Genomic DNA, 19,597 nt, shown 5'->3' with positions numbered 1-19,597 from the left:
GAGTTTCGTATGCCCGTAGTGTAGGTGTGCCGAGGCCGCCGCGCTTTTCCCGTCGAGCGAATATTCTTAGCAGGGTTCATACTTACGGATGGCCGCCTTGCTGCGACCGTTTCATTCGTCGCGGCGGCAACGGCCCCGCGCCGGCTCCACGTTCCTTCATTACAACAATTCCCATGCCCCGCAGCCAGCAGACTTCGCGTCCGTTAGTCATTGCATCGGTGATGGCTTCCATGGCAATGGTCGCCATCGAAGCCACCATTGTTTCCACGGCCATGCCGCAGATCGTCGCGCAACTTGGCGACCTGCATTTGTATAGCTGGGTCTTCTCGTCATTTTTACTGACCCAGACCGCGATGACCGTCATCTTCGGCAAGCTTGCCGATCTATACGGCAGGAAGCCCATTGCGCTCATCGGCATAGCAATCTTCTTGCTGGGCTCGGTGCTCGCCGGCTTCGCGTGGTCCATGCCCGCCATGATCGTATTTCGCCTGATCCAGGGCGTTGGCGCGGGGGCGATCCAGCCGGTCACGCTGACGATTGTGGCGGATCTTTATCCGGCGCGCGAACGCGGCAAGGTGCAGGGTTATCTCGCGAGCGTCTGGGCCATTTCCGCGGTCGTCGGTCCCATGGTCGGCGGTTTTATCATCCATGATTTTTCGTGGGCGTGGATCTTCTGGATGAATGTGCCGATCGGGCTTTTGTCGGCGGCGGGTTTCATCATGTTCCTGCGCGAATCCGAGCGGCATTCGCGGCCGTCCATCGACTTCGCGGGCGCGGGGCTCTTCATGGTCACAATCACGGCGCTGATGATGGCGCTGACCTATGCGGGCGACGACGATATCGCCAAGGCGTCCATGGCCGGCGGCGCATTCGTGGTATGCCTGTTGTTTTTCCTGATGCAGGAAAAGCGCGCAGCCGAGCCCATGATTTCATTCGCGCTCTGGAGCCGCCGCCCGATTGCCGCGTGCAACGGCGCGACCGTCCTGTCCGGCATGATTCTCATGGGAGCGACCACGTTCCTGCCCATGTACGTGCAGGGCGTACTGCATCGTTCACCTGTAATCGCAGGCTTGGCGCTCACCATGATGATGGTCGGCTGGCCCGCCGGCGCGACTTTTGCGGCCAAGTCACTGCATCGTTTCGGATTGCGGCCAATCCTGATCTGGGGCAGTGCGTTCATTCCAGCTGGCGCGGTGTTGTTGCTGATGCTGGCGCCGGGAAGCTCGCCGCTGATCGCGGCGTTCGGTTCGCTCATCATGGGGTTCGGCATGGGTACGTCGAGCGTCAGTTCGCTTATGCTGATCCAGGAGATCGTGGATGTCGCGCAACGCGGCAGCGCGACCGCGTCGAACCTGTTCTCGCGGAATCTGGGGAGCACGCTCGGCGCCACGTTATTCGGCGCGGTGCTGAATTTCGGACTGAGCCATTCGAAGAACGTGGCCGCGGTGACATCGGAACAATTGAAAGCGTTGTTGCAAAACCAGGCAACGAGCCTCGGCGGTGGCGACGCGATACGTCAGGTGTTGCACGACTCGTTGCACCTGACGTTCGTATCGATCTTCGTGATCGCGATATTCGTCGTAGGGTTCCTGCTGTTCGTGCCACGGGTCGATATTGGCGGCCAACGGAAGATGCCGGTGGAGGGCCTGGCGCCGCTGGAGGACTGACGGTGCTCACTCTGTCTGGTGCTTGATCGCGCTGACAGGCAACTCGATGTCGATTCGAAATCCATCCGACGGGGCGCTGTCGAAAGCAATCCGTCCCTGTAGCTGGCGCACGCGTTCCTCCATGCCCAGAAGTCCAAAGCTGTCCTTGTTCCGGTTGCCGTCAAGCGTTGTTCCCTTGCCGTTGTCTTCAATGTGCAGCAGGAGTTTATCGGGCGTCAGGCGCAACTCGATGCGAGCCCAGGTGGCTTCTGCGTGACGCGTGACGTTGTGCAGTGCCTCCTGCACCAATCGAAAAACGGCTGTAGAGGCAGCCGCCGACAAGTCCAGCGAAGCCGCGAGGTTGTTCACGGTCACAACGAGTTTGTAGCGGCTGCGAAATTCTTCAACGAGCCATTCGAGCGCGGCTTCGAGTCCCAGGTCGTCGAGCATGGGCGGCCGCAGACCGCCGGCCAGCCGCCGTACCGAAGCAATGATGGAATCAATCTTGTCCTGCAAAAAAAGCGTGCGTGATTCGACCGGAAGGGCGTTTTCGTCCTTGCCGTCTTTGTGCGACGAACCTTGATCGAGCATCGCGACATCTATTTTGAGTGCGATCAGTTGCTGGCCTAGATCGTCGTGAAGCTCACGTGCAATCCGCGCGCGTTCTTCTTCGCGGGCGCTTTGCACGTGCGTGGACAATGCACGGGCGTGCTGCAGTTCGATCAGCCGCAGGCGATCCGTCATGTCCCGCGTCACCTTCGCGAAACCTTGAAGTGCGCCGTCGGGCGCACGAATCGCGGTGATCGTGACATTCGCCCAGAAGCGCGAGCCGTCTTTCCGCACGCGCCAGCCTTCGTCCTCTATGCGATCCGCCGCTGCCGCCAGCGTCAGTTCGGTGCGCGGCTTGCGGCTCGCAATGTCCTCGGGTGTATAGAACACGGAGAAGTGCTGCCCCACGATTTCGCTCGCCGTATAACCCTTGATGCTTTGCGCGCCGCGATTCCAGCTTGCGACATGGCCCTGCGGATCAAGCATGAAGATCGCATAGTCCTGTACCGCGTCGACGAGCATCCGGAAGTGAACATCGCTTAACCCGTGCGGGAACGCCTTGCTTGGCGGCGCGTTGTTGGCCGGAGCCGGAGCCAGCTCACGCGAGGAAGATGGGTCGCCTTTGAGATCGCCCGACACGTGTTTCTCTCCTGGATTGATCGTCAACCGCAGTGCCCATTCACTTCCCGTTACTTCTTCAACCCGTCCATCAACTGGATGGTCTCGTAGTTCTGGACAAGCTTTTCCAGACCGCGAACGACATCCGCTTCCATTTCGAGCAGACTCTTGTCGCCCTGGAACCGGGCACGCACAGCCGCGTGAAAACGTGTATTGATGAAGTCGCTTATTTCCTCGATATGCTCGATCGTGCCCGAATCCGGGTACAGAACCGACTTTGGCGATGCGGCATCGTAGAAAAGATTGTGCTTCCACTTGGGCACGAAATTCTCGGGCTTCGTGTCGGTCACTAAAAAGGATCCGATCAGCTGAAGCTTGCCTTTCATTGTCTTGGGGGTCAAAAATGTCCAGACCTTGCGGGGCAGACGCTCCTTCATCCCCTCGAGTTTGTCCCCATTTGAACCCAGTGTTCCAATGCGCCCTTCCTTAATGTCCGACGCATAATCCTTCCAGTAATAAAAAATATCCAAAGCTCTAGACCCATTGTTGCCGTAGTTGTCCATATGCACCAGTTACCGCCGGAACTTCCGCTCAACCCGGCGGAGCATGACTGGGGCGCTTGTTTGGTGCTTTTCGCCGTTTGGGAAATCGACCCTTGACGCGTTGGAGCGTCGCCCGTCTTTCCCCGATCATATCGCGCCGGACGAAGATTATCGTAACCGCGGTTCCCGGCCAAAAACCGGCGTGATGTCGGGCGAGTGTATCGGCGACCATGCGCACGTTAATTTCCATGCCGAATCTGGCGAAATATCCGTTACGGAAATCGACGCTAGAATCATGCGGGAATGATGAGCGAAATCGATGCTTCAAGAAATTGTAAGGAGATTAGGACGTGGCACACCGCATTTATTTCAGCAGCGACGAATTGCAGATGTCCGCGCGCGTGCTCGATTGCACGCCTGACGAGAATGGGCAATTTCGGATCATTCTGGACGCAACGCTGTTTCATCCGCAGGGTGGCGGCCAGCCGTCGGATGCAGGCACGATAGGTGAAGCGAACGTGCTTCGTGTCGTGCAGGACGGCGACGAGATCGTTCATTTTGCGGACCGTCCAGTTGAAGCAGGCGAGGTCGTGATAAGGGTTGTGGCTGAGGCAAGAAGCCTGCATGCGCGTCTTCATTCAGCGGGCCATTTGCTTGGTTATGCAGGCGAGCAGAACGGTTGGCAGGCGGTAAAGGGCCATCATTGGCCAGGCGAAGCGCGCGTGGTGTTCGAGGCGCAAGGCAATGCGCAAGCGCTCGATGCCGCGGCGCTGGAACAACTCGTCAACGGCTTGACGTCAAGGAGTCTCGCGCGACGTGTGACTGAGCACGACGGCATGCGGATGGTGACGTTCGGCGACTTGCCCGCTTACAGCTGCGGCGGGACGCATGTTGCATCGACCTCGGATATTGGCGAGATAAAAATCCTGAAGATCAAGGAAAAGAAAGGGCAGGTCTCCGTGCATTATGCGTTGGGCCAATGAGCAGGTGTTCGCCCAAAGCAGCAGCAAGACACGGCATTCCAGATGTTTATCGATAATCCAAAATCTGGATGCCTTGAACAGATCAGGTACGAAGCAGCCGTGTCGACATCGGGCTTGCAGCCTTTTGATTGAAAAGACTCGATCTGACCCGCACAGGATCAAGACCGAATGTTTCGGCGGCCGCCGCGGCTATCAACGAATCCAGCCCGAGCGTCGGCCGCAAATCCCGTCCCTGATAAAGCGCCGAAGGCGCAAGCCCCGGCCAATCCGCTAGGATCCTGCCGCCTTGCACGGCGCCGCCCAACAGCATCGCGGCCGACGCCGTCCCGTGGTCCGTCCCGCCCGTTCCGTTCGCCGCGGCCATGCGGCCGAACTCGGTTGCGACCAGCACGGTGGTGTTGGCCCAATGCTCGCCAAGGCTATCGCGCATGGCGGCCATCATGGTGTCCAGCGCCTTGAGCTGTGCGCCGAGCCGCTGGTTCTGCGCGGTGTGCGTATCCCATCCACCGGTTTCTATCATGGCTATGCGCGGACCATCCGCACGGCTCAGGAAGCTCGCAGCGAGCTTGCCGAGGCTAGCGGGGTCCTGGCGTGCACCGGCATCGGCGGCAAGGCCACGGGCGTCCATTGCCGAAGTCCAGAGCGCGTGAAGCTGTGGATCGCCGGAATAGAGTTGCGTGACGCGAACCAGCAGGTCGTCGGGTGCTTGCGGCAGTCCGGACGGCGCGTATGACGTCACGTCGGCCCGGCCGCGCAGCGCGAGCGGCACCGTGGGCGCGAGCGCAATGGCGTTCGCCTTCGATACCGGCAGCATGGACACCAGCCGGTTCAGCCAGCCGTCCTTCGGTTGATACGGCGCGGTCCCGCCGGTTTCGAGCACATTCTGTCCGTCGAAGTGGGAACGGTCCCTATACGGCGACGCAACCGCGTGCACGAACAGCGCCTGCTGCGCGGCGTACATCTTCGCGGTTTCAGCCAGCGACGGATGTAGCGCGAACGTGCCGTCGAGTTTTGTCGCGGACGAGGGGTCGATTGCCAGCGCGCCGCGCAGACTCGAATAGGCAGGATCGGCATAAGGCACGACGATATTGAGTCCATCGGCCGCGCCGCGCTGGATCACGAACACGAAACGCCTGTCCGATTCCACCGATGCAAACGCCATGCGCGATCCCACGAGCATTGAACCAACGCCCGCACCGGCGCACCACAAGAAATTCCGACGCGTGATCATGGTGTCATCTCCTTTGGAAATCGGGGGAAACAAGCAATAGCGCAAGCGCCGTTTGCGCGCTTTCGGCGCGCGATAGTTCGGATGCCGTAGCATCGCTCAATGAACCCACGAGCAACTGATTGCCGAGCGTGCGGGCATCGAGCGTATCGCCTATGCGTGCTGCAAGACGCTGGGCCATCTCCACGCGGCGCACGAGCGCGTCGGGCGCGGCCCAGCTTGCGGCAATATCGTCGTAACCGGCGGGAGAACCCGGGCGCCAGACGGGCTGGCCAAGCTGCGTAAGCAAGGGCGCAACCTGCATCTTGCCAGTATCGTCATGACCCAGACCCCGCATGGACGACACGGTCCAGTCCCACGGCGTCTTGAACTTGGCGTCGACGGGCGACCACGCTTCCGGCGAATCGATCAGCACCTGATACACGCTCGGCAGATCGCCGTTTGTCGCGCTGAATACGCTGGCGAGGCGCTCGACGAGCGAGGGCGGCGGGTTATCGGCGACAAAATGCCGGGCGAGTTTTTGGGCGATATGCTGCGCCGTCGCGGGCGATCGAGCCAGATCGTGCAGCACGGCCAGCGCCTGTTGTTCGCCAGGCGGGTCATATTGGCGGTCCATGATCGTGCGGGTCCCCGGCTCGTGCTGCGGCTCGCGAAACACGAACTGTCCGGGCGCGGCGTCGTTGCGCCGAGGTCCGCCGCCCATCCCGCCAATACTCCATCCGGTCAGTGCACGCGCGAACTCGGTGACATCTTGCTGGGCGTAACCGCTGCGCACGCCAAGCGTATGCAGTTCCATGATCTCGCGCGCGAGGTTTTCGTTGAGCCCCGGCTTGTTATCCGGATGGCGCGCAGCGGCGCGCTCTGCGGCGGGGCTATCGGGACCGACGGAGCGTGCCTGGTCGAGGAAAATCTGCATGGCCGGATGACGTTCGGCTGCAACCAGCATGTCCTCGAAACGGCCGAGCACGTGCGCACGGATAGCCTCGGTTTCGAATGAACCGGCGAGGACCGCGACGGCGGGTTTTTCCACCGATACCGCAAAGTGATTCGCCCAGAACGCCACCAGCCTTTCGACAAACGGCGCCTGCGTCTGCAACGCGCTCGTGAATCGCGCATTGACGGCGGCGCGGTATGTATCGCGCAGTTTCTCATTGTAGGCCTTGCGTACGCCCTTTTTGTCGTCGGCGCCGGCTGCGCGGATCGCGCTTTGGGCCTCGGCGAAATCCGCGGCCAGCACGCTGCTCGAAGGCTGGTTTGCGAGCGCCGGCGACACGGGCTGGTAGGTCGCGCCCGTGAGTTGCGCGGCAAGCCACCCCTTTGGGTCGGACGGCGCCGTTTCCCCGGCGCGCGCGCCGAGGCCGAAGCGGTTCATCGCGATTGCAGCAGGCGTCACGCCGGTCATGGTGTCCCACCGTTTTGAGTTGCCATGGTGCTTAAACGTGAAGGCGGGGCGATTCCGTCGCTATCCCGCCAGTTTATTTTTTCGGTGCAGGCCCGACGTGCAACGGGCCGTGGCGCTGCAACGCGTCGACGAGTTTCATGCGTTCGCCAGCGTCCAGCGTCGCGGCGAAATCGGCGACCGTGCCTTCCACGCGCGCACGCACGGCCATGTCGGCGTCACGCGTGCGCGCGAGGGCGGCGTCGAGCGCCGCACGATCGAATTGCGGCGATTGAAGCGCTTGCACGACATCGATCCGTCCCGAGCGCGCGCTGAGAATCAGCGGCAAAGTTTCACGGCGCGTCTGCCTGAGCGCATCGCGCAACTGGTCGCGGCGTGCCTGCGGCAATTCGGCGGCGGCAAAACGCAGCCCGCGCTGCTGCGCAAGCGCATCGGCTTTCTGCTTTTCAATCCACCTGTATGCGCCGCCGCCAATGGCGCCAAGCAGAAAGATATTGAGCACCGCCGATACGGCCAGCAGCGTCCTGAGCCTTTTTATAGGCATGGTCATTGATCGCTCCAGTCGGTCGTGCCGTTGCTGAAAACGGTGCTTTCACCGGTTTGATCGAAGAGGCTGGGCGGCCCGCCCGGGGCGCCCGAAAGCGATGTGGCCAGCGACATGACCAGTACACCGGCCGCAATGCCCGCCACGCCCGCGCCGACAAAACCCGCGCCCGACAGCCACCAGTTAGGCTTTTTCCACGCGGGTTTGCGACTGGACGAGCCCGCTGGCGACGATTCCACGATGCGCCGGATCAACTCGGTTTCGGGCGCGGCGACAGCGTGCGCCGACAGCAGCAGATCGAGCGAACCGGCTTCGGCAAGCGCCGCCAGCGCGTCGGGATGGCGTTGCGCGAGAAGCGCCTCTGCGTCTGCGCGCTCGGCTTGTGGCCAGTGTTCAGGCATCGCGCCATAAGCCTCGGTGAGGCGGCGAAAACGTTCGGGGGTCATCGGCGTTCCTTTCCAGAGACATGCTCGCCGCGTTCGCCGGCAAGACGGCTGCGCAATGTGCGGCGCGCCCGCGAAAGCAGGCTTTCCAGCGCGTCCACGCTGATGCCCATCACGGCGGCGGCTTCAATATTCGATAGTTCCTGGTAATACTGCAGCACGAGCGCCTCGCGCTGACGCGCGGGAAGCGCCGCGAGCGCCGCGGCGATGCGGGTGTTGCGGGCAGTATCGTCGAGTTGGTCTTCCGGGAGCGGCGCGTGACCGGCCGGCTCCGGAATGTCGTCGTCAAGCGATACGTCGCGCCGTCGGCGCAAACGGTCATAGCAAAGATTGAGCGCCACGCGATGCAGCCACGTGTCAAAGCGCGCCTGCCCGCGCTGCCAGCGCGACGCCTGCGTCCAGATGCGGATGAACACTTCCTGCGCCACGTCGCTTGCCTCGTCACGGTCACCCAGCATGCGCGTGGCGAGCGCGAGCAGACGCGGCAGCTTGCGCGCGACCATTTCGCGAACTGCACCCGGTTCCTCGTCGTTCATGCGAGCCAGCAGGTCCGCGTCCGGATCTTCTTCGATCAATGTGTTGGGTCTCGCAGCACATGTTGAACAGCCCGCGCCGGGCGTTCGAGCGGCCCGGCGCGCGCATCAGTAAACCACGACCGGCGCGCGGCACGAATACTTGAACGTAGTTGCAGCGAAAATCCGTCGCGCGGTCTCGGCTTTTTTACGGCTTTGTGAAGTGGCCGATGAGCTGGCCGAAAGTTCGCCGCGGGTGTTGGCAAGGAGCGCACACGCCTGATAAAATCAGGACTCGGGTCGCTTCTAAAAGTCAAACCCTACACCGCATTTCATCTTTCAAATCATCTCTCAAAGGGAGGCACCATATGTATCCAATGGCTATCGCTCTCCCTTGTGCTGTCTTTTCCCAGACGCCGCGACACGCCTGAGTCGCCGTCCGCGCAGGTGCTGAAGCCCGCGCTCATTCCAGACAGCCCCTGATCCGTTCGCCTTGCTCGCAAGAGGCGCGCTTTGGCTGTCGCTCTATTTTCTTTTCGACAGGATAGCTTCGCGGCGTTTCGCGCCACGAGCTGTGGCAAATGGCCTATACAAGAAAAACCGCAAGAAAACTCGACTTCGGCGGACGGGCGTTCAAGGACGTTCTCGGTTTCACCGTTGTTCACTGGGGCAAGCAGCCCTGGCGGATCGTTGCAATCGTTGTGCTTGCGCTGTTCGCGGCGCTAGCCGACGTGCTCACGCCGCTCTTCGCAGGACGCCTTGTCGACGCACTCGCTGCAGGCGCGAGCGGCAAGGCGCTTGCGTGGCAGGCAGCCGTTACCGCGTTTTGCGCACTGGCCGCGCTTGGCCTTAGCGCAACGCTGTTGCGTCAACTCGTGTTCATGAACATCATCGCGCTGACGTTGCGGATGATGAGCGAAATCGCAGCGGACGCGTTTCATCGTGTGCAGCGGTTTTCCACCGACTGGCACGGCAACAGCTTTGCAGGCTCCACTGTCCGCAAGATCACGCGCGGCATGTGGGCGCTCGACCTGCTCAACGACACGTTGCTGATCGCGCTGTTGCCTTCGCTGGTCATGCTGGTTGGCGCAACCTTGCTGCTGGGCGCGCACTGGACCGTGATGGGCGTGGTGGTCGGCATTGGGTCGCTGGTTTATATCGGCGTGACCGTGGCGTTGTCGCTCGGGTTCGTCGCGCCCGCCGCGCGGCTTGGCAACGCGTGGGATACGCGCATGGGCGGCGCGCTGGCCGACGCGGTGAGCTGCAATACGGTAGTCAAGGCCTTCGGCGCGGAAACGCGCGAAGAGGCGCGGCTCGCGCGGGTGATCGGCAAGTGGCGGCACCGCACGAAGCGCACCTGGGCGCGCGGCACGATCAACGGCGGCGTGCAGGGCGGCATGCTCGTCGCCATGCAGGTGGCGATTCTCGGCGCGGCCTTGCTGCTCTGGAACGCCGATAAAGCCAGCGTCGGCGACATCACGTTCACGCTCACCATGTTCTTCATGCTGCAAGGTTATCTTCGCGAAATCGGCATGCATGTGCGCAACTTGCAGCGTTCGGTCAACGACATGGAAGAGCTCGTGTCGCTGGAGGCGCAGCCGTTGGGCATTGAAGACAAGCCGGGTGCGGGCCCCATTGCGATTACCAGGGGCGAGATTCGCTTCGAGCACGTGACGTTCTGCTACGACGGCCACACCAGGCCGCTCTACGACGATTTCTCGCTGCATGTCGCGCCAGGGGAACGCGTCGGACTGGTTGGGCATTCGGGATCGGGCAAGACCACGCTGATCAAGCTGATCCAGCGTCTTTACGACGTCTCCAGCGGGCAGATCACCATCGACGGACAGAACATTGCCGATGTTCGCCAGGCTTCGCTGCGCGCGCAAATTGCGATCGTTCAGCAGGAGCCCGTGCTGTTTCACCGGTCGCTCGCGGAGAACATCGCGTATGCGAAGCCGGGCGCGACGCAAGCGGAAATCGAACGTGCCGCCAGGCTTGCGAGCGCGCATGACTTCATTGCGGCGTTGCCACAAGGCTATGACACGCTGGTGGGCGAGCGCGGCATCAAGTTGTCGGGCGGAGAACGGCAACGCGTGGCGATTGCACGCGCTTTCCTGGCCGACGCGCCGGTGCTGATACTCGACGAAGCAACGTCAAGCCTCGATAGCGAAAGCGAGGTGCTGATCCAGCAGGCAATGGAACGGCTGATGGTCGGGCGCACCACGCTGGTGGTGGCGCATCGGCTTTCCACGGTGCGGGCGCTGGACCGGTTGCTCGTGCTCGACCGCGGCCGGATTGCGGAAGAGGGCAGCCACGACGCGCTGATTCAGGTCGACAACGGGTTGTATCGCCGGTTGTATGAACGGCAGGCGCTCGGACTGATGAAGGAATTCGATGAACCTTCAATGACGCATGGTTATGTTGGCGACGCTACGCTGGCCGCGGGAAGATAGATTGTAAAAAGATAGGCTGTGACAAAAGAACGGTCCCGGCAAGCGGGACCGTTCCTTGAACCGTGGCTTATTGCCCGATTGCTTATTGCCCCATGCCAAGCAATGACTTGCCTTGCGACAGGATCTTGTCGCAGACCTGCTTGGTGACCTGTTCTTTCAGGCCGCTGCCGCTCAGGTCGACCTGCTTGCCGTTACCGCTTTTCAACAGGCCGTTCGCGCCGTCGGTGTACCCGCTATCCTGCGATGCGGCCGACGTGCCGCCCAGCTTGCTCATCAACGAGTTTTCTACCGTTGAGGCGCTGTTGGCATTGACATAGTTGTTCTTGATGCAAAACTGCAGCACGCCCGCCACGTTGCTGGTGCTGCCCGATGTCAGCGATTGCCCGGTCAGCGCACTGCCCATGCTGCCAAGGTTGCTGAGTCTGCTCGATGACCCGTCGGAACTTCCTCCTCCCTTGAGCAGATTGCCGAGTTGCGCGTGCGCGGCGGACATGGACAACAAAGGCAACGACAGCGCAATCGCGATGCCTGCAACGGTGCTTCGGGTTGTGCGGAATTTCATGCTGTACTCCTTCAGATAACAAAAACGAGCTTCCAATATAGTGCTTTTCGCGCGTGAGGCCGGAAGAGAACGCGGCTTGTTTGCGCTGGCGCAGGGTTCAGAGCGCCTAATCAATGCATTGGTTCCGCACAACATGACAAAACGGCCATCTTCATAACGGAACTGGCAGCCGTTTGCAGGCTTGACTCGGCCGCTGACGTAAGCGTGCTGACGTAAGCGAGGTAAAAGCGTTTTTGGTTTCTAATGCTGCATCAGTTCAAGCCGATGCACCGTTTTACCCGGCAGGAACGGCGTTGCTTCGCCGCGTGCCCATGCGTCGTGTCCCGCCAGAAAATACGGCGACAGCGGATTGCCCGATTGGCCGCCAGGCATCTCGAAGATGCCGTCCTGTTCGTGTCCCGGCGACACGACCATGCGCTCCGATGCGCCAAATGTTGGCGTTTGCACGCGCGGCATGTTGATGTCGCCCGGCAGCGCGTCGTGCGGTGCGCCAAGCCAGTTGCGCACCCAGGGCAGCCACGGCGGCACGAGCCGCGCAAACGGATGTTCGATCGCCGCGCGATTGCGCTCGCCCCAGCGTGCATCGGCGAGTTTTGTGCCTGACGGCAATTGCGCGATCGCGTGATCGATTCTGTCGAGCATGAACGCACGCCAGTCGGCGAAGCCATCCGGCACCCACGCATGGTGTGCGGCGAGCGCTTCCATCACCGCGTCGTAGCGTGAACTCGCGGCGCGATAGCCAAGTTGCGAACCGGCTGCGGCAAGGTCCGCGTCGAGCTTTCCGAACCACGCGTCGTAGAGCGAAAAATAGAATGCGCGCACGAGCCGGTAACCGGTTGAGCCGGCATCCGCGCGGCCGTTCCATGTCTCGATCAGCCGGCGGAATTCCGCGCGTTGCGGATGGTCTTCCAGCGCGGCGGCATCGAGCGCGGAGAGGGCAACGCTGCGCCAGTTGTCGATCCACGGGGCGCGGTCGTCCGTCTGGATCGAGAGCATGTCGCGTTCCGTGGCGCGCGGTAACGCTAGCAGGTCATCGCGAATCTGCGATGCACGCGCGCCGAGATCCGCGCCGGCATCGCCCGCGAGCGCCTCCTGATCGAGCGGCAAGGTTCGATTGTTCGCGCTCCAGAGCCGCCCGAGCGGCGTGGCGATGCGCGACGGATAAGCATCGAGCGCGAGATAGCCTTGCCATCCGCGATACGTCGCCGAATTAAACGGCAAGTCGCTAAGCGGTCCTGTGGATGGGTCGGTTGCGGCATCGCGTTTGGGCAGCGGCCCGGCGAGGGTCCAGCCAATCTCGCCATTCGAGTCCGCGACCATGAAGTTCTGTGTGGGAATGCCGCTGATTTGCGCGATGTGGAGCGCCTGCGCGACGTTCGCGCTGTCTTCCAGTTGCTGCAGGTTCAAGTTCACGGCTTCTGGGTCGTGCGCGGCCCAGCGCAGCGCATAGGCATTTTTGTTTGCATCTGCATTTGAACCGGCGATGATCTGCGGCCCCCATTGTGTCTCGACGACGGGCAGGTCCACGCTCGCGCCGCCCTTCACCAGAATGCGTTCATGAATGACGGCAGCAAGCGCCCACTCGCCGCTTGCTACGCGATATTCCAGCGGATTGGCGGGATTGCGCTGCAACGCAATCAGGTCGATAAAACGACCGTAGCTGTTCGTAAAGCCCCAGGCGATCCGCCCGTTGCTTCCGGCGATCACCAACGGCGCCCCGGGTAGGCTGACGCCCGTGACGTGGCGCAACTGGCCATCGGCTCCCGGCCACGCCAGCGACAGCCTGTACCAGATGTTGGGCAACGACAGACCCAGATGCATGTCGCTTGCAAGGATGGCGCCGCCATGCGCGCTGTGGGCGGCATCGACTGCCCAGCCGTTGCTGCCGACCATGGAATCCGTGATGGCGATGCTGCCGTGCTGCGAGCCGCTTCTCGATGACTGCAACCAGTCCGGATGCGTTGCAGGCGGTGCCGGAGGTTGATTGCTGGAAGACACGGCGGTATCGAATGGTGCATCCCAATGGCTCGTCGCGGGTAACAGGAACGTGAACAAGTCGGCGGGTACGCGTTCGCGCAAGGCCGCGCGCGAGAGGATGTGGCGCACCTCGTCGGACTGCAGGTCGAAGTACATTGCGTACACCACCAGCAGCGTATCTTCCGGCCGCCATGCAGCGGGCGGCGTGCGCAGCACCCAATATTCGAACGGCCGGGAGGCGAGCGACGCAAGCCCGTCATTGACACCCGCCGTATAACGCTCGATCAGTTGCCGCTGGGCGGCGGGCAGGGCGTCGAACGCCTTGCGCGCGCGTTCGCGAAAACGATGCGGCCGGTTGCGTCGATCCAGTTCAAGTGCGGCGGGGCCGACCAGTTCGGACATTTCACCGGACGCGACGCGGCGCAGCAGATCCATCTGGAAGTATCGGTCCTGCGCTTGCACGAAGCCGGTTCCGAACGCAACGTCGTTGCGCGTATTGCCTTTGATGGTGGGCACGCCGAGCGAATCGCGCTCGATGCCGACCGGGGCGGACAACGCCGGCGCGACATGCGTACCGTCGAGTCGCGCGAGGCTGCCACGCAAGGTCATCCAGCCGGCGGTTCCGGCCGCCGCGACCATCAGTATCAGGAGACACAGGAGTGTGATCAGCGAGGCGAAGAAGCGCCTTTTCATCGATAGATCCGGACAGTTCGTGGCGCACGATATGGTTTTTCGCCGTGAAGCTCTGGCGCACGGCGAAAAACCATAGCACGGCCGTGACTGCAGCGGTGTGACGCGGAATTTGTCCAGTTGCTGACCATGCGTCGCATGCGGGCTTGCTTGACCGTGTCAATGAAAATCCCGGCTGACGCTCGTCAAGCCGCCCAGCATATGCGACATATCCACCAGCCTCTGCGCCACGAGGTGCCTCACTTCTCCCTCGCACTGCCAGGTGCCATACACCGCAAGCAGCGTCGCGCCCAGCGCTTCGCGACGCTGCTTCTCCAGCAAACTCGGCCACACGATCACATTCACGTTTCCGGTCTCGTCTTCCAGCGTGACGAACATCACGCCCTTTGCGGTTCCCGGCCGCTGCCGCACGGTCACCAATCCGCATCCTCGCGCCAGCTTGCCATTGCGATAATTGCGCAACGTCGCAGCCGGCATCAACCGATGTGCAAGCAATTCCGGCCGAAGCAATTCAAGTGGATGACGCCCGAGCGATAAACCGGCGGTCTTGTAGTCGCTGATGATTTCATCGGCTTCCGATGGCGCGCCGAGCATGGGCGTTGCGTCGTCCACCCGCGCGTCGTTCAGCATGTCCTTCTCGGGCACCGCGGCGACCGATTGCCAAAGCGCTTCCCTCCTATTCCCCGCCAGCGATTTCAACGCATTCGCCGCGGCAAGCACCTGCAGATCATGCCGGTCGAGTTGCGCCCGTTGCGCGAGATCACCTACGCTCGTGAACTGACGCACCGAACGCGCTGTTTCAATGTGCTCCGCCGAACCGTCGCGCATTCCGCGCAGCAACGATAAACCCATCCGCACCGCAGACTTATAGCCATTGGCATGGTTCTCGAGCACCGAGTCCCAGCCGCTGATCGTCACATCGACGGGAAGCACGACAACGCCATGGCGCCGCGCGTCCTGCACGAGTTGCGACGGAGAATAGAAACCCATGGGTTGCGAATTGAGCATGGCGGCGAGAAACGCCGCAGGCTCATGACACTTCAACCAACTGCTGACATACACGAGCAACGCAAAACTCATTGCGTGACTTTCAGGAAAACCGTATTCGCCGAAGCCCTTGATCTGCTCGAAAATACCTTCTGCAAAGGCTTTTGTATAGCCGTTCCTGGCCATGCCACTCACAATGCGGTCGTAATATTTATCGAGCCCGCCCTTGCGTTTCCAGGCTGCCATGGCGCGGCGCAATGCATCGGCTTCACCGGCTGTGAAGCCAGCGGCGATCATCGAGATCTGCATCACTTGTTCCTGAAAGATCGGCACGCCCAGGGTTCTTTCCAGCGCGACTTTCAGGTCTTCCTTGGGATAGGTCACCGGCTCCAGCTTCTGACGCCGGCGCAAGTACGGATGCACCGCGCCGCCCTGAATAGGACCCGGGCGAACGATCGCAACCTCGATCACGAGATCATAGAATGTCTTTGGCTTGAGTCGCGGCAACATCGACATCTGCGCGCGCGACTCGATCTGGAACACGCCAATGGTGTCCGCCCGCGAGATCATGTCGTAGGTCGCTTCGTCTTTAGGCGGAATGTCGTGCATGGTAAAGCGTTCACCGCGCTTCTCCGAAATGATGTCGAGCGTGCGCCGGATCGCGGACAACATGCCAAGCGCAAGCACATCGACTTTCAAAAGCCCAAGCGCCTCCAGATCGTCCTTGTCCCATTGGATAACGCTGCGATCCGCCATGGCCGCATTTTCGATGGGAACCAGCCGCGTCAGCTTTTCCCGGCTGATTACAAACCCACCGGAATGCTGCGACAAATGCCGCGGAAAATTCAGCAATTGCGCCGCCAGCGACGCCCACGATTGAATCAACGGATTTTCCGGATCAAGTCCGGATTCGGCGAAGCGCTGCAGCAAGTCCTGGCTGTTATCGAACCACTGATGCGACTTCGCCACGCGATCCACGATCTGCGGATCGACGCCCAGCGCCTTGCCCGTTTCACGCAATGCGCCGCGCGGCCGGTATGTCGATACCGCCGCCGCAATCGCCGTGCGATCCCGCCCATATTTCCTGTAGATGTACTGGATCACTTCCTCGCGCCGCTGATGCTCGAAATCGACGTCGATATCCGGCGGTTCCCCACGATCCTTGCTGATGAACCGCTCGAACAGCATGGTGCTGCGTGACGGGTCGACGGCCGTGACGCCGAGGCAATAACAGACCGCCGAGTTCGCGGCGGAACCGCGTCCCTGGCAAAGAATATTCTGGCTGCGAGCAAAGCGCACGAGGTCATACACCGTAAGAAAGTACGCCTCGTATTTCATGTACTCGATCAACTCGAGTTCGGATTCGATCTGTGCCTGAACCTGATGAGGAATACCCTGCGGAAAACGCTGGTTCGCACCAATGTAAGTTTCCTGCCGCAAATAAGCCGCGTGCGTATAACCCGGCGGGACGATTTCGTCGGGATACAGGTAGCGCAGTTCATCGAGAGAAAACGTGCAGTGCTTGAGCACGTTCAGCGTTTCACTCAGCGTGTATTCGGGGTAGAGATTCGCCAGCCGCAAACGGGATCGCAGATGCTGTTCGGCGTTTGGCGCAAGATCGTAGCCGCATTCGCTCACCGGCTTGCCGACGCGAATCGCCGTCATGGTGTCCTGCAGCGGCTTGCGTGAACGCACGTGCATCACCACGTTGCCGGTCGCGACCACGCGTATCTTGTGACGCCACGCAACCTGCTCGACAATGCCGCGATGAATGTCGTCGAGCGCGCGCTGATGCAGCGTCAAGCCAACCCACGCGCGTTGTGAAAACGTGCGGTCGAGCCATTCGACCTGGGCATCGAGCGCGTCTTCCTTTGCCGGAAAGTCGGGCACGAGAATGGCAAGGCAATCCGGCATGCCGCGAAGATGGGCGAACTTTTTATCGGGGTGCGCGAGATCGCTTGGCGTGAGCAGGTATTCGCCTTTCTTTGAACGCATGCGCGCGAGCGTAATCAGCTCGGACAAATTGCCGTAGCCCTCGCGGTTTTGCGCCAGCAAGATAAGCCCGAACGCCGGCGAACGATCCGCATTGACGAGCTTGAAATACGAGCCGATCACGAGCGGAAAGCCGAGGTTCTTCGCCTCCACATGTGCACGCACGACGCCCGCGAGCGAGCATTCGTCGGTGATCGCGAGGCCGGCATAACCCAGCTGCATGGCGCGCGCGACCAACTCCTCTCCACGCGATGCCCCATGGAGAAATGTGAAATTGGAAAACGCGAAAAGCTCCGCATACGCGGGCAGCGTGGAGAAGGTCGTATCCACGGCACGTCATCCAAAAAGGCCGTGGAGAAACCAGTGCGGATTGTCGGCCTCCGCACTGCCCAGCCGCTCGCGATAAATCCAGTAGCAACTTTGATCGCTCGCCTGCGCGACGAAATAATCGCGGCTTGTCAGGTTGTTATCGAACCATCCGGCTTCGATGCGCTCGGCAGGCGACACGTTCTTCAATGGCGAACCATAAAACGGCCGATGGTTTTTCATCATGAGCTGCAGCGGCTTTTCAAGCAGCCACGCGGGGCGCGGCAGACCGGACGGCATGTCTTCGGGCTTGGCGGGCAGGGTGGTGTCGGTCACGGAAATCCAGCGGTTCGCGCATTCCGGCCGATGATCCGGGGAAGGCGCCGCCCGCAGCACGTTCTTTGCACCGAGCCGCGCAACCAGCAATTCCAGCAGCCGGTTGTGGTCCTCGGGCGAGCCGCCGGGTTCGGTAAAAAGCGTCTCGGTAGGCGGTTCGGCCGCCTGTATCTTCGCGGCGTCGAGCCGCAGGGCAATCACCGCCGCCACGAGTTCCGTGCGGCCGAGCCGCTCCTTGAACAGGCGCACGAGATGGTGTTCGTGCCAGGCCGGTTCGGCGAGCGCAATCTGGATGATCGTCGGGTCGATGGCATTGCGCCCGCGCTCATGTTCGAGCGCAAGCGTGGCGTGCGTGAGCGCGAGTTGCTGCGCGCTCAGCCAGCCGCACATTTGCACGATCAGCCGGCGCGCGGAAAACAGCATGGCTTCCGCATTTTCGATGCGATCCGGCAACTCGATGCGCGCGCTGAACGCCGGCGGCACGGCGAGCCACTCGTACAGTTCGGGCGCGATGCCGTAAGCGCGATCCAGTGAATCCAGCAGCGCGACGCCGCAGCGCTTTTTCAGGCCCGCGCGCGGCAGGCGCCGGATGTCGGCAAGCGTCTTGCAGCCGAGCCCTGTAAACCAGTCGGTGAACGCGCGCACTTCCTGCACGGATTGAAACGGCAGCCTGCCGAGCTTGCGTTCGAGCGACGCCATTTTCAGCACGCGCCGTTGAGCGTGGGCACGGCCCGCGCTTTTTGCAAGCAGCCACGCGCCCTGACCCGTCGGCGCTGTACTCACGCGCGTGCTCAGGCCGATCGCATCGACAATATCCCGTATCTGCTGGCATATCCTCACGATACCGCCAAAAAGCCGCAAGCTCGCCGTGACGTCCATGACAATGGTTTCCTCGTCGCACAACGCGACCATGGGCGAGAATTTCATCAGCGAAAAAGCGGCTTCGCGCATCACGTCCTGTTCCTTGCCTGAATCGCGTTCGAACATCAGCGTGCCGGGCGACAACGTGAGCACGCCGCCGCGCTTCATGCCCACGCACACGCCGGCCTCGCGAGCGCCCAGGTCCGCGATCAGGACCGCGTTGTGGTCGAGGACGACGCAGCCGTGTTCGGGCCTAAGCGACCAGCGTGGACGGAACACTTCCAGCGACAACCGCGGTAGATGGATGCCGACGTACACGGGCATGGGGACTCATCAAAATGGGAGAAGGTTGCAGGGTGACGGACAGTCTTTCGGCGCGGATCGGGCCTTTGCGTTTGATGATATCGACAGCAATGCCGCTGCCCGCGGGGCGCACCGCCAGCCGCAACGTAGCCGGCGACGAATCCGGCGCGCAGGCGAGGGGGCGCACCATCAGGAACAGCGTTTCAGACGATTGAGCCGCCAGATGCAGCCGCCGCAGCGACTCGGGGCGCGCATGTTGCTGCCAGAAAACCAGCGCTCCGCAACTGCCGGTCTTGAGAATCTGCTCGGCCGACCAGAGGGCATCGGCCATTTTTGCCGCGCGCAACTGGAGCAGTTTGTCGAGCGGCACGCCCAGATAGGCAAAGGCAGGCGCGTTCGGAATATGAGGCGGCTGCACGAACGCGATCGGACGCTTGCTCACGGCGGCGAGCGCCGGGCACAGCAGCCGGATTTCGCCCACGCCCGGCTGCTGAACCAGCAGTTCGGTCAGCGTTCCCACTGGCCAGCCGCCGCCCGGCAATTCGGCGGAAAGTACGGCGTAGCCCGTATCGACCGTCTGCCCATGCGCGCGCGCGAGTTGCGACCCGCGCCACAAGGCGGGGTGAATCTCTTCGACGTTTTTTGGCAGGGCTGACATGGTAAATT

The 19,597-nt window shown here is 61.8% G+C and carries 16 protein-coding genes; 4 read left to right on the top strand and 12 right to left on the bottom strand.

The features are described from left to right. Positions 1 to 173: 173 nt before the first annotated feature. Positions 174 to 1,667 carry an MDR family MFS transporter gene (locus tag AWB64_RS21785; RefSeq protein WP_060857508.1) on the top strand — a complete coding sequence of 498 codons (1,494 nt, stop codon included), beginning with the start codon at positions 174 to 176 and terminating at the stop codon, positions 1,665 to 1,667. Between the two features lie 6 nt (positions 1,668 to 1,673). Here the strand turns inward: AWB64_RS21785 and AWB64_RS21780 are convergent, their stop codons facing one another. Further along, the gene (locus tag AWB64_RS21780) at positions 1,674 to 2,834 is read right to left on the bottom strand and encodes a PAS domain-containing sensor histidine kinase (protein ID WP_244164146.1); all 1,161 of its coding nucleotides are present in this window, start codon (positions 2,832 to 2,834) and stop codon (positions 1,674 to 1,676) included. A 50-nt stretch (positions 2,835 to 2,884) separates the two neighbouring features. Continuing rightward, positions 2,885 to 3,376, bottom strand: a complete 492-nt coding sequence (locus tag AWB64_RS21775; protein ID WP_244164145.1) for a hypothetical protein — start codon at positions 3,374 to 3,376, stop codon at positions 2,885 to 2,887. A 43-nt stretch (positions 3,377 to 3,419) separates the two neighbouring features. Between AWB64_RS21775 and AWB64_RS32000 the strand changes: the two genes are divergently transcribed. Continuing rightward, positions 3,420 to 3,662: a hypothetical protein gene (locus tag AWB64_RS32000; RefSeq protein WP_167353935.1), complete on the top strand. Its 243-nt coding sequence runs from the start codon at positions 3,420 to 3,422 to the stop codon at positions 3,660 to 3,662. 43 nt (positions 3,663 to 3,705) lie between these two features. Further along, complete coding sequence (locus AWB64_RS21770; protein ID WP_099050583.1) at positions 3,706 to 4,338, top strand: alanyl-tRNA editing protein; 633 nt, start codon at positions 3,706 to 3,708, stop codon at positions 4,336 to 4,338. Between the two features lie 82 nt (positions 4,339 to 4,420). Here AWB64_RS21770 and AWB64_RS21765 read toward each other — a convergent pair whose 3' ends face one another. From AWB64_RS21765 to AWB64_RS21745, 5 genes are all read right to left on the bottom strand, one after another. Then, on the bottom strand, positions 4,421 to 5,569 hold the full coding sequence (locus tag AWB64_RS21765) for a DUF1501 domain-containing protein (protein WP_060857506.1): 1,149 nt from the start codon (positions 5,567 to 5,569) through the stop codon (positions 4,421 to 4,423). A 4-nt stretch (positions 5,570 to 5,573) separates the two neighbouring features. Further along, positions 5,574 to 6,968 carry a DUF1800 domain-containing protein gene (locus tag AWB64_RS21760; protein WP_060857505.1) on the bottom strand — a complete coding sequence of 465 codons (1,395 nt, stop codon included), beginning with the start codon at positions 6,966 to 6,968 and terminating at the stop codon, positions 5,574 to 5,576. A gap of 73 nt (positions 6,969 to 7,041) precedes the next feature. Continuing rightward, positions 7,042 to 7,515: a periplasmic heavy metal sensor gene (locus AWB64_RS21755; RefSeq protein ID WP_063493259.1), complete on the bottom strand. Its 474-nt coding sequence runs from the start codon at positions 7,513 to 7,515 to the stop codon at positions 7,042 to 7,044. Then, a complete protein-coding gene (locus AWB64_RS21750) occupies positions 7,512 to 7,955 on the bottom strand; it encodes a hypothetical protein (RefSeq protein ID WP_060857504.1) in 444 nt (147 codons plus the stop codon). The genes AWB64_RS21755 and AWB64_RS21750 overlap by 4 nt, the downstream gene beginning before the upstream one ends. Next, positions 7,952 to 8,527, bottom strand: coding sequence for an RNA polymerase sigma factor (locus AWB64_RS21745; protein WP_060857503.1), 576 nt, complete (start codon positions 8,525 to 8,527; stop codon positions 7,952 to 7,954). Before AWB64_RS21745 ends, AWB64_RS21750 begins: the two co-directional genes overlap by 4 nt. A gap of 518 nt (positions 8,528 to 9,045) precedes the next feature. On the opposite strand from AWB64_RS21745, the gene AWB64_RS21740 reads away from it, so the two are divergent. Next, complete coding sequence (locus AWB64_RS21740) at positions 9,046 to 10,917, top strand: ABC transporter ATP-binding protein (protein WP_060857502.1); 1,872 nt, start codon at positions 9,046 to 9,048, stop codon at positions 10,915 to 10,917. Between the two features lie 82 nt (positions 10,918 to 10,999). Here AWB64_RS21740 and AWB64_RS21735 read toward each other — a convergent pair whose 3' ends face one another. The 5 genes from AWB64_RS21735 to imuA all read right to left on the bottom strand — a co-directional run bounded on the left by AWB64_RS21735 (position 11,000) and on the right by imuA (position 19,589). Beyond that, positions 11,000 to 11,479: a YjjA family protein gene (locus tag AWB64_RS21735; protein WP_060857501.1), complete on the bottom strand. Its 480-nt coding sequence runs from the start codon at positions 11,477 to 11,479 to the stop codon at positions 11,000 to 11,002. 240 nt (positions 11,480 to 11,719) lie between these two features. After that, complete coding sequence (locus AWB64_RS21730) at positions 11,720 to 14,149, bottom strand: penicillin acylase family protein (RefSeq protein WP_060857500.1); 2,430 nt, start codon at positions 14,147 to 14,149, stop codon at positions 11,720 to 11,722. 156 nt (positions 14,150 to 14,305) lie between these two features. Then, positions 14,306 to 17,455 carry an error-prone DNA polymerase gene (locus tag AWB64_RS21725; RefSeq protein WP_060857499.1) on the bottom strand — a complete coding sequence of 1,050 codons (3,150 nt, stop codon included), beginning with the start codon at positions 17,453 to 17,455 and terminating at the stop codon, positions 14,306 to 14,308. A 6-nt stretch (positions 17,456 to 17,461) separates the two neighbouring features. Next, positions 17,462 to 18,952 (bottom strand): Y-family DNA polymerase, encoded by a 1,491-nt coding sequence (locus tag AWB64_RS21720; protein WP_157766672.1) that lies wholly within the window; start codon positions 18,950 to 18,952, stop codon positions 17,462 to 17,464. Further along, positions 18,882 to 19,589 carry a translesion DNA synthesis-associated protein ImuA gene (gene imuA / locus AWB64_RS21715; protein WP_060857498.1) on the bottom strand — a complete coding sequence of 236 codons (708 nt, stop codon included), beginning with the start codon at positions 19,587 to 19,589 and terminating at the stop codon, positions 18,882 to 18,884. The genes AWB64_RS21720 and imuA overlap by 71 nt, the downstream gene beginning before the upstream one ends. Between the last annotated feature and the right edge of the window lie 8 nt (positions 19,590 to 19,597).

This window comes from Caballeronia sordidicola (assembly GCF_001544455.2).
In the GTDB taxonomy this organism is placed as follows: Bacteria; Pseudomonadota; Gammaproteobacteria; order Burkholderiales; family Burkholderiaceae; genus Caballeronia; species Caballeronia sordidicola.
This window is presented reverse-complemented; position numbering and strand designations above follow the sequence as displayed.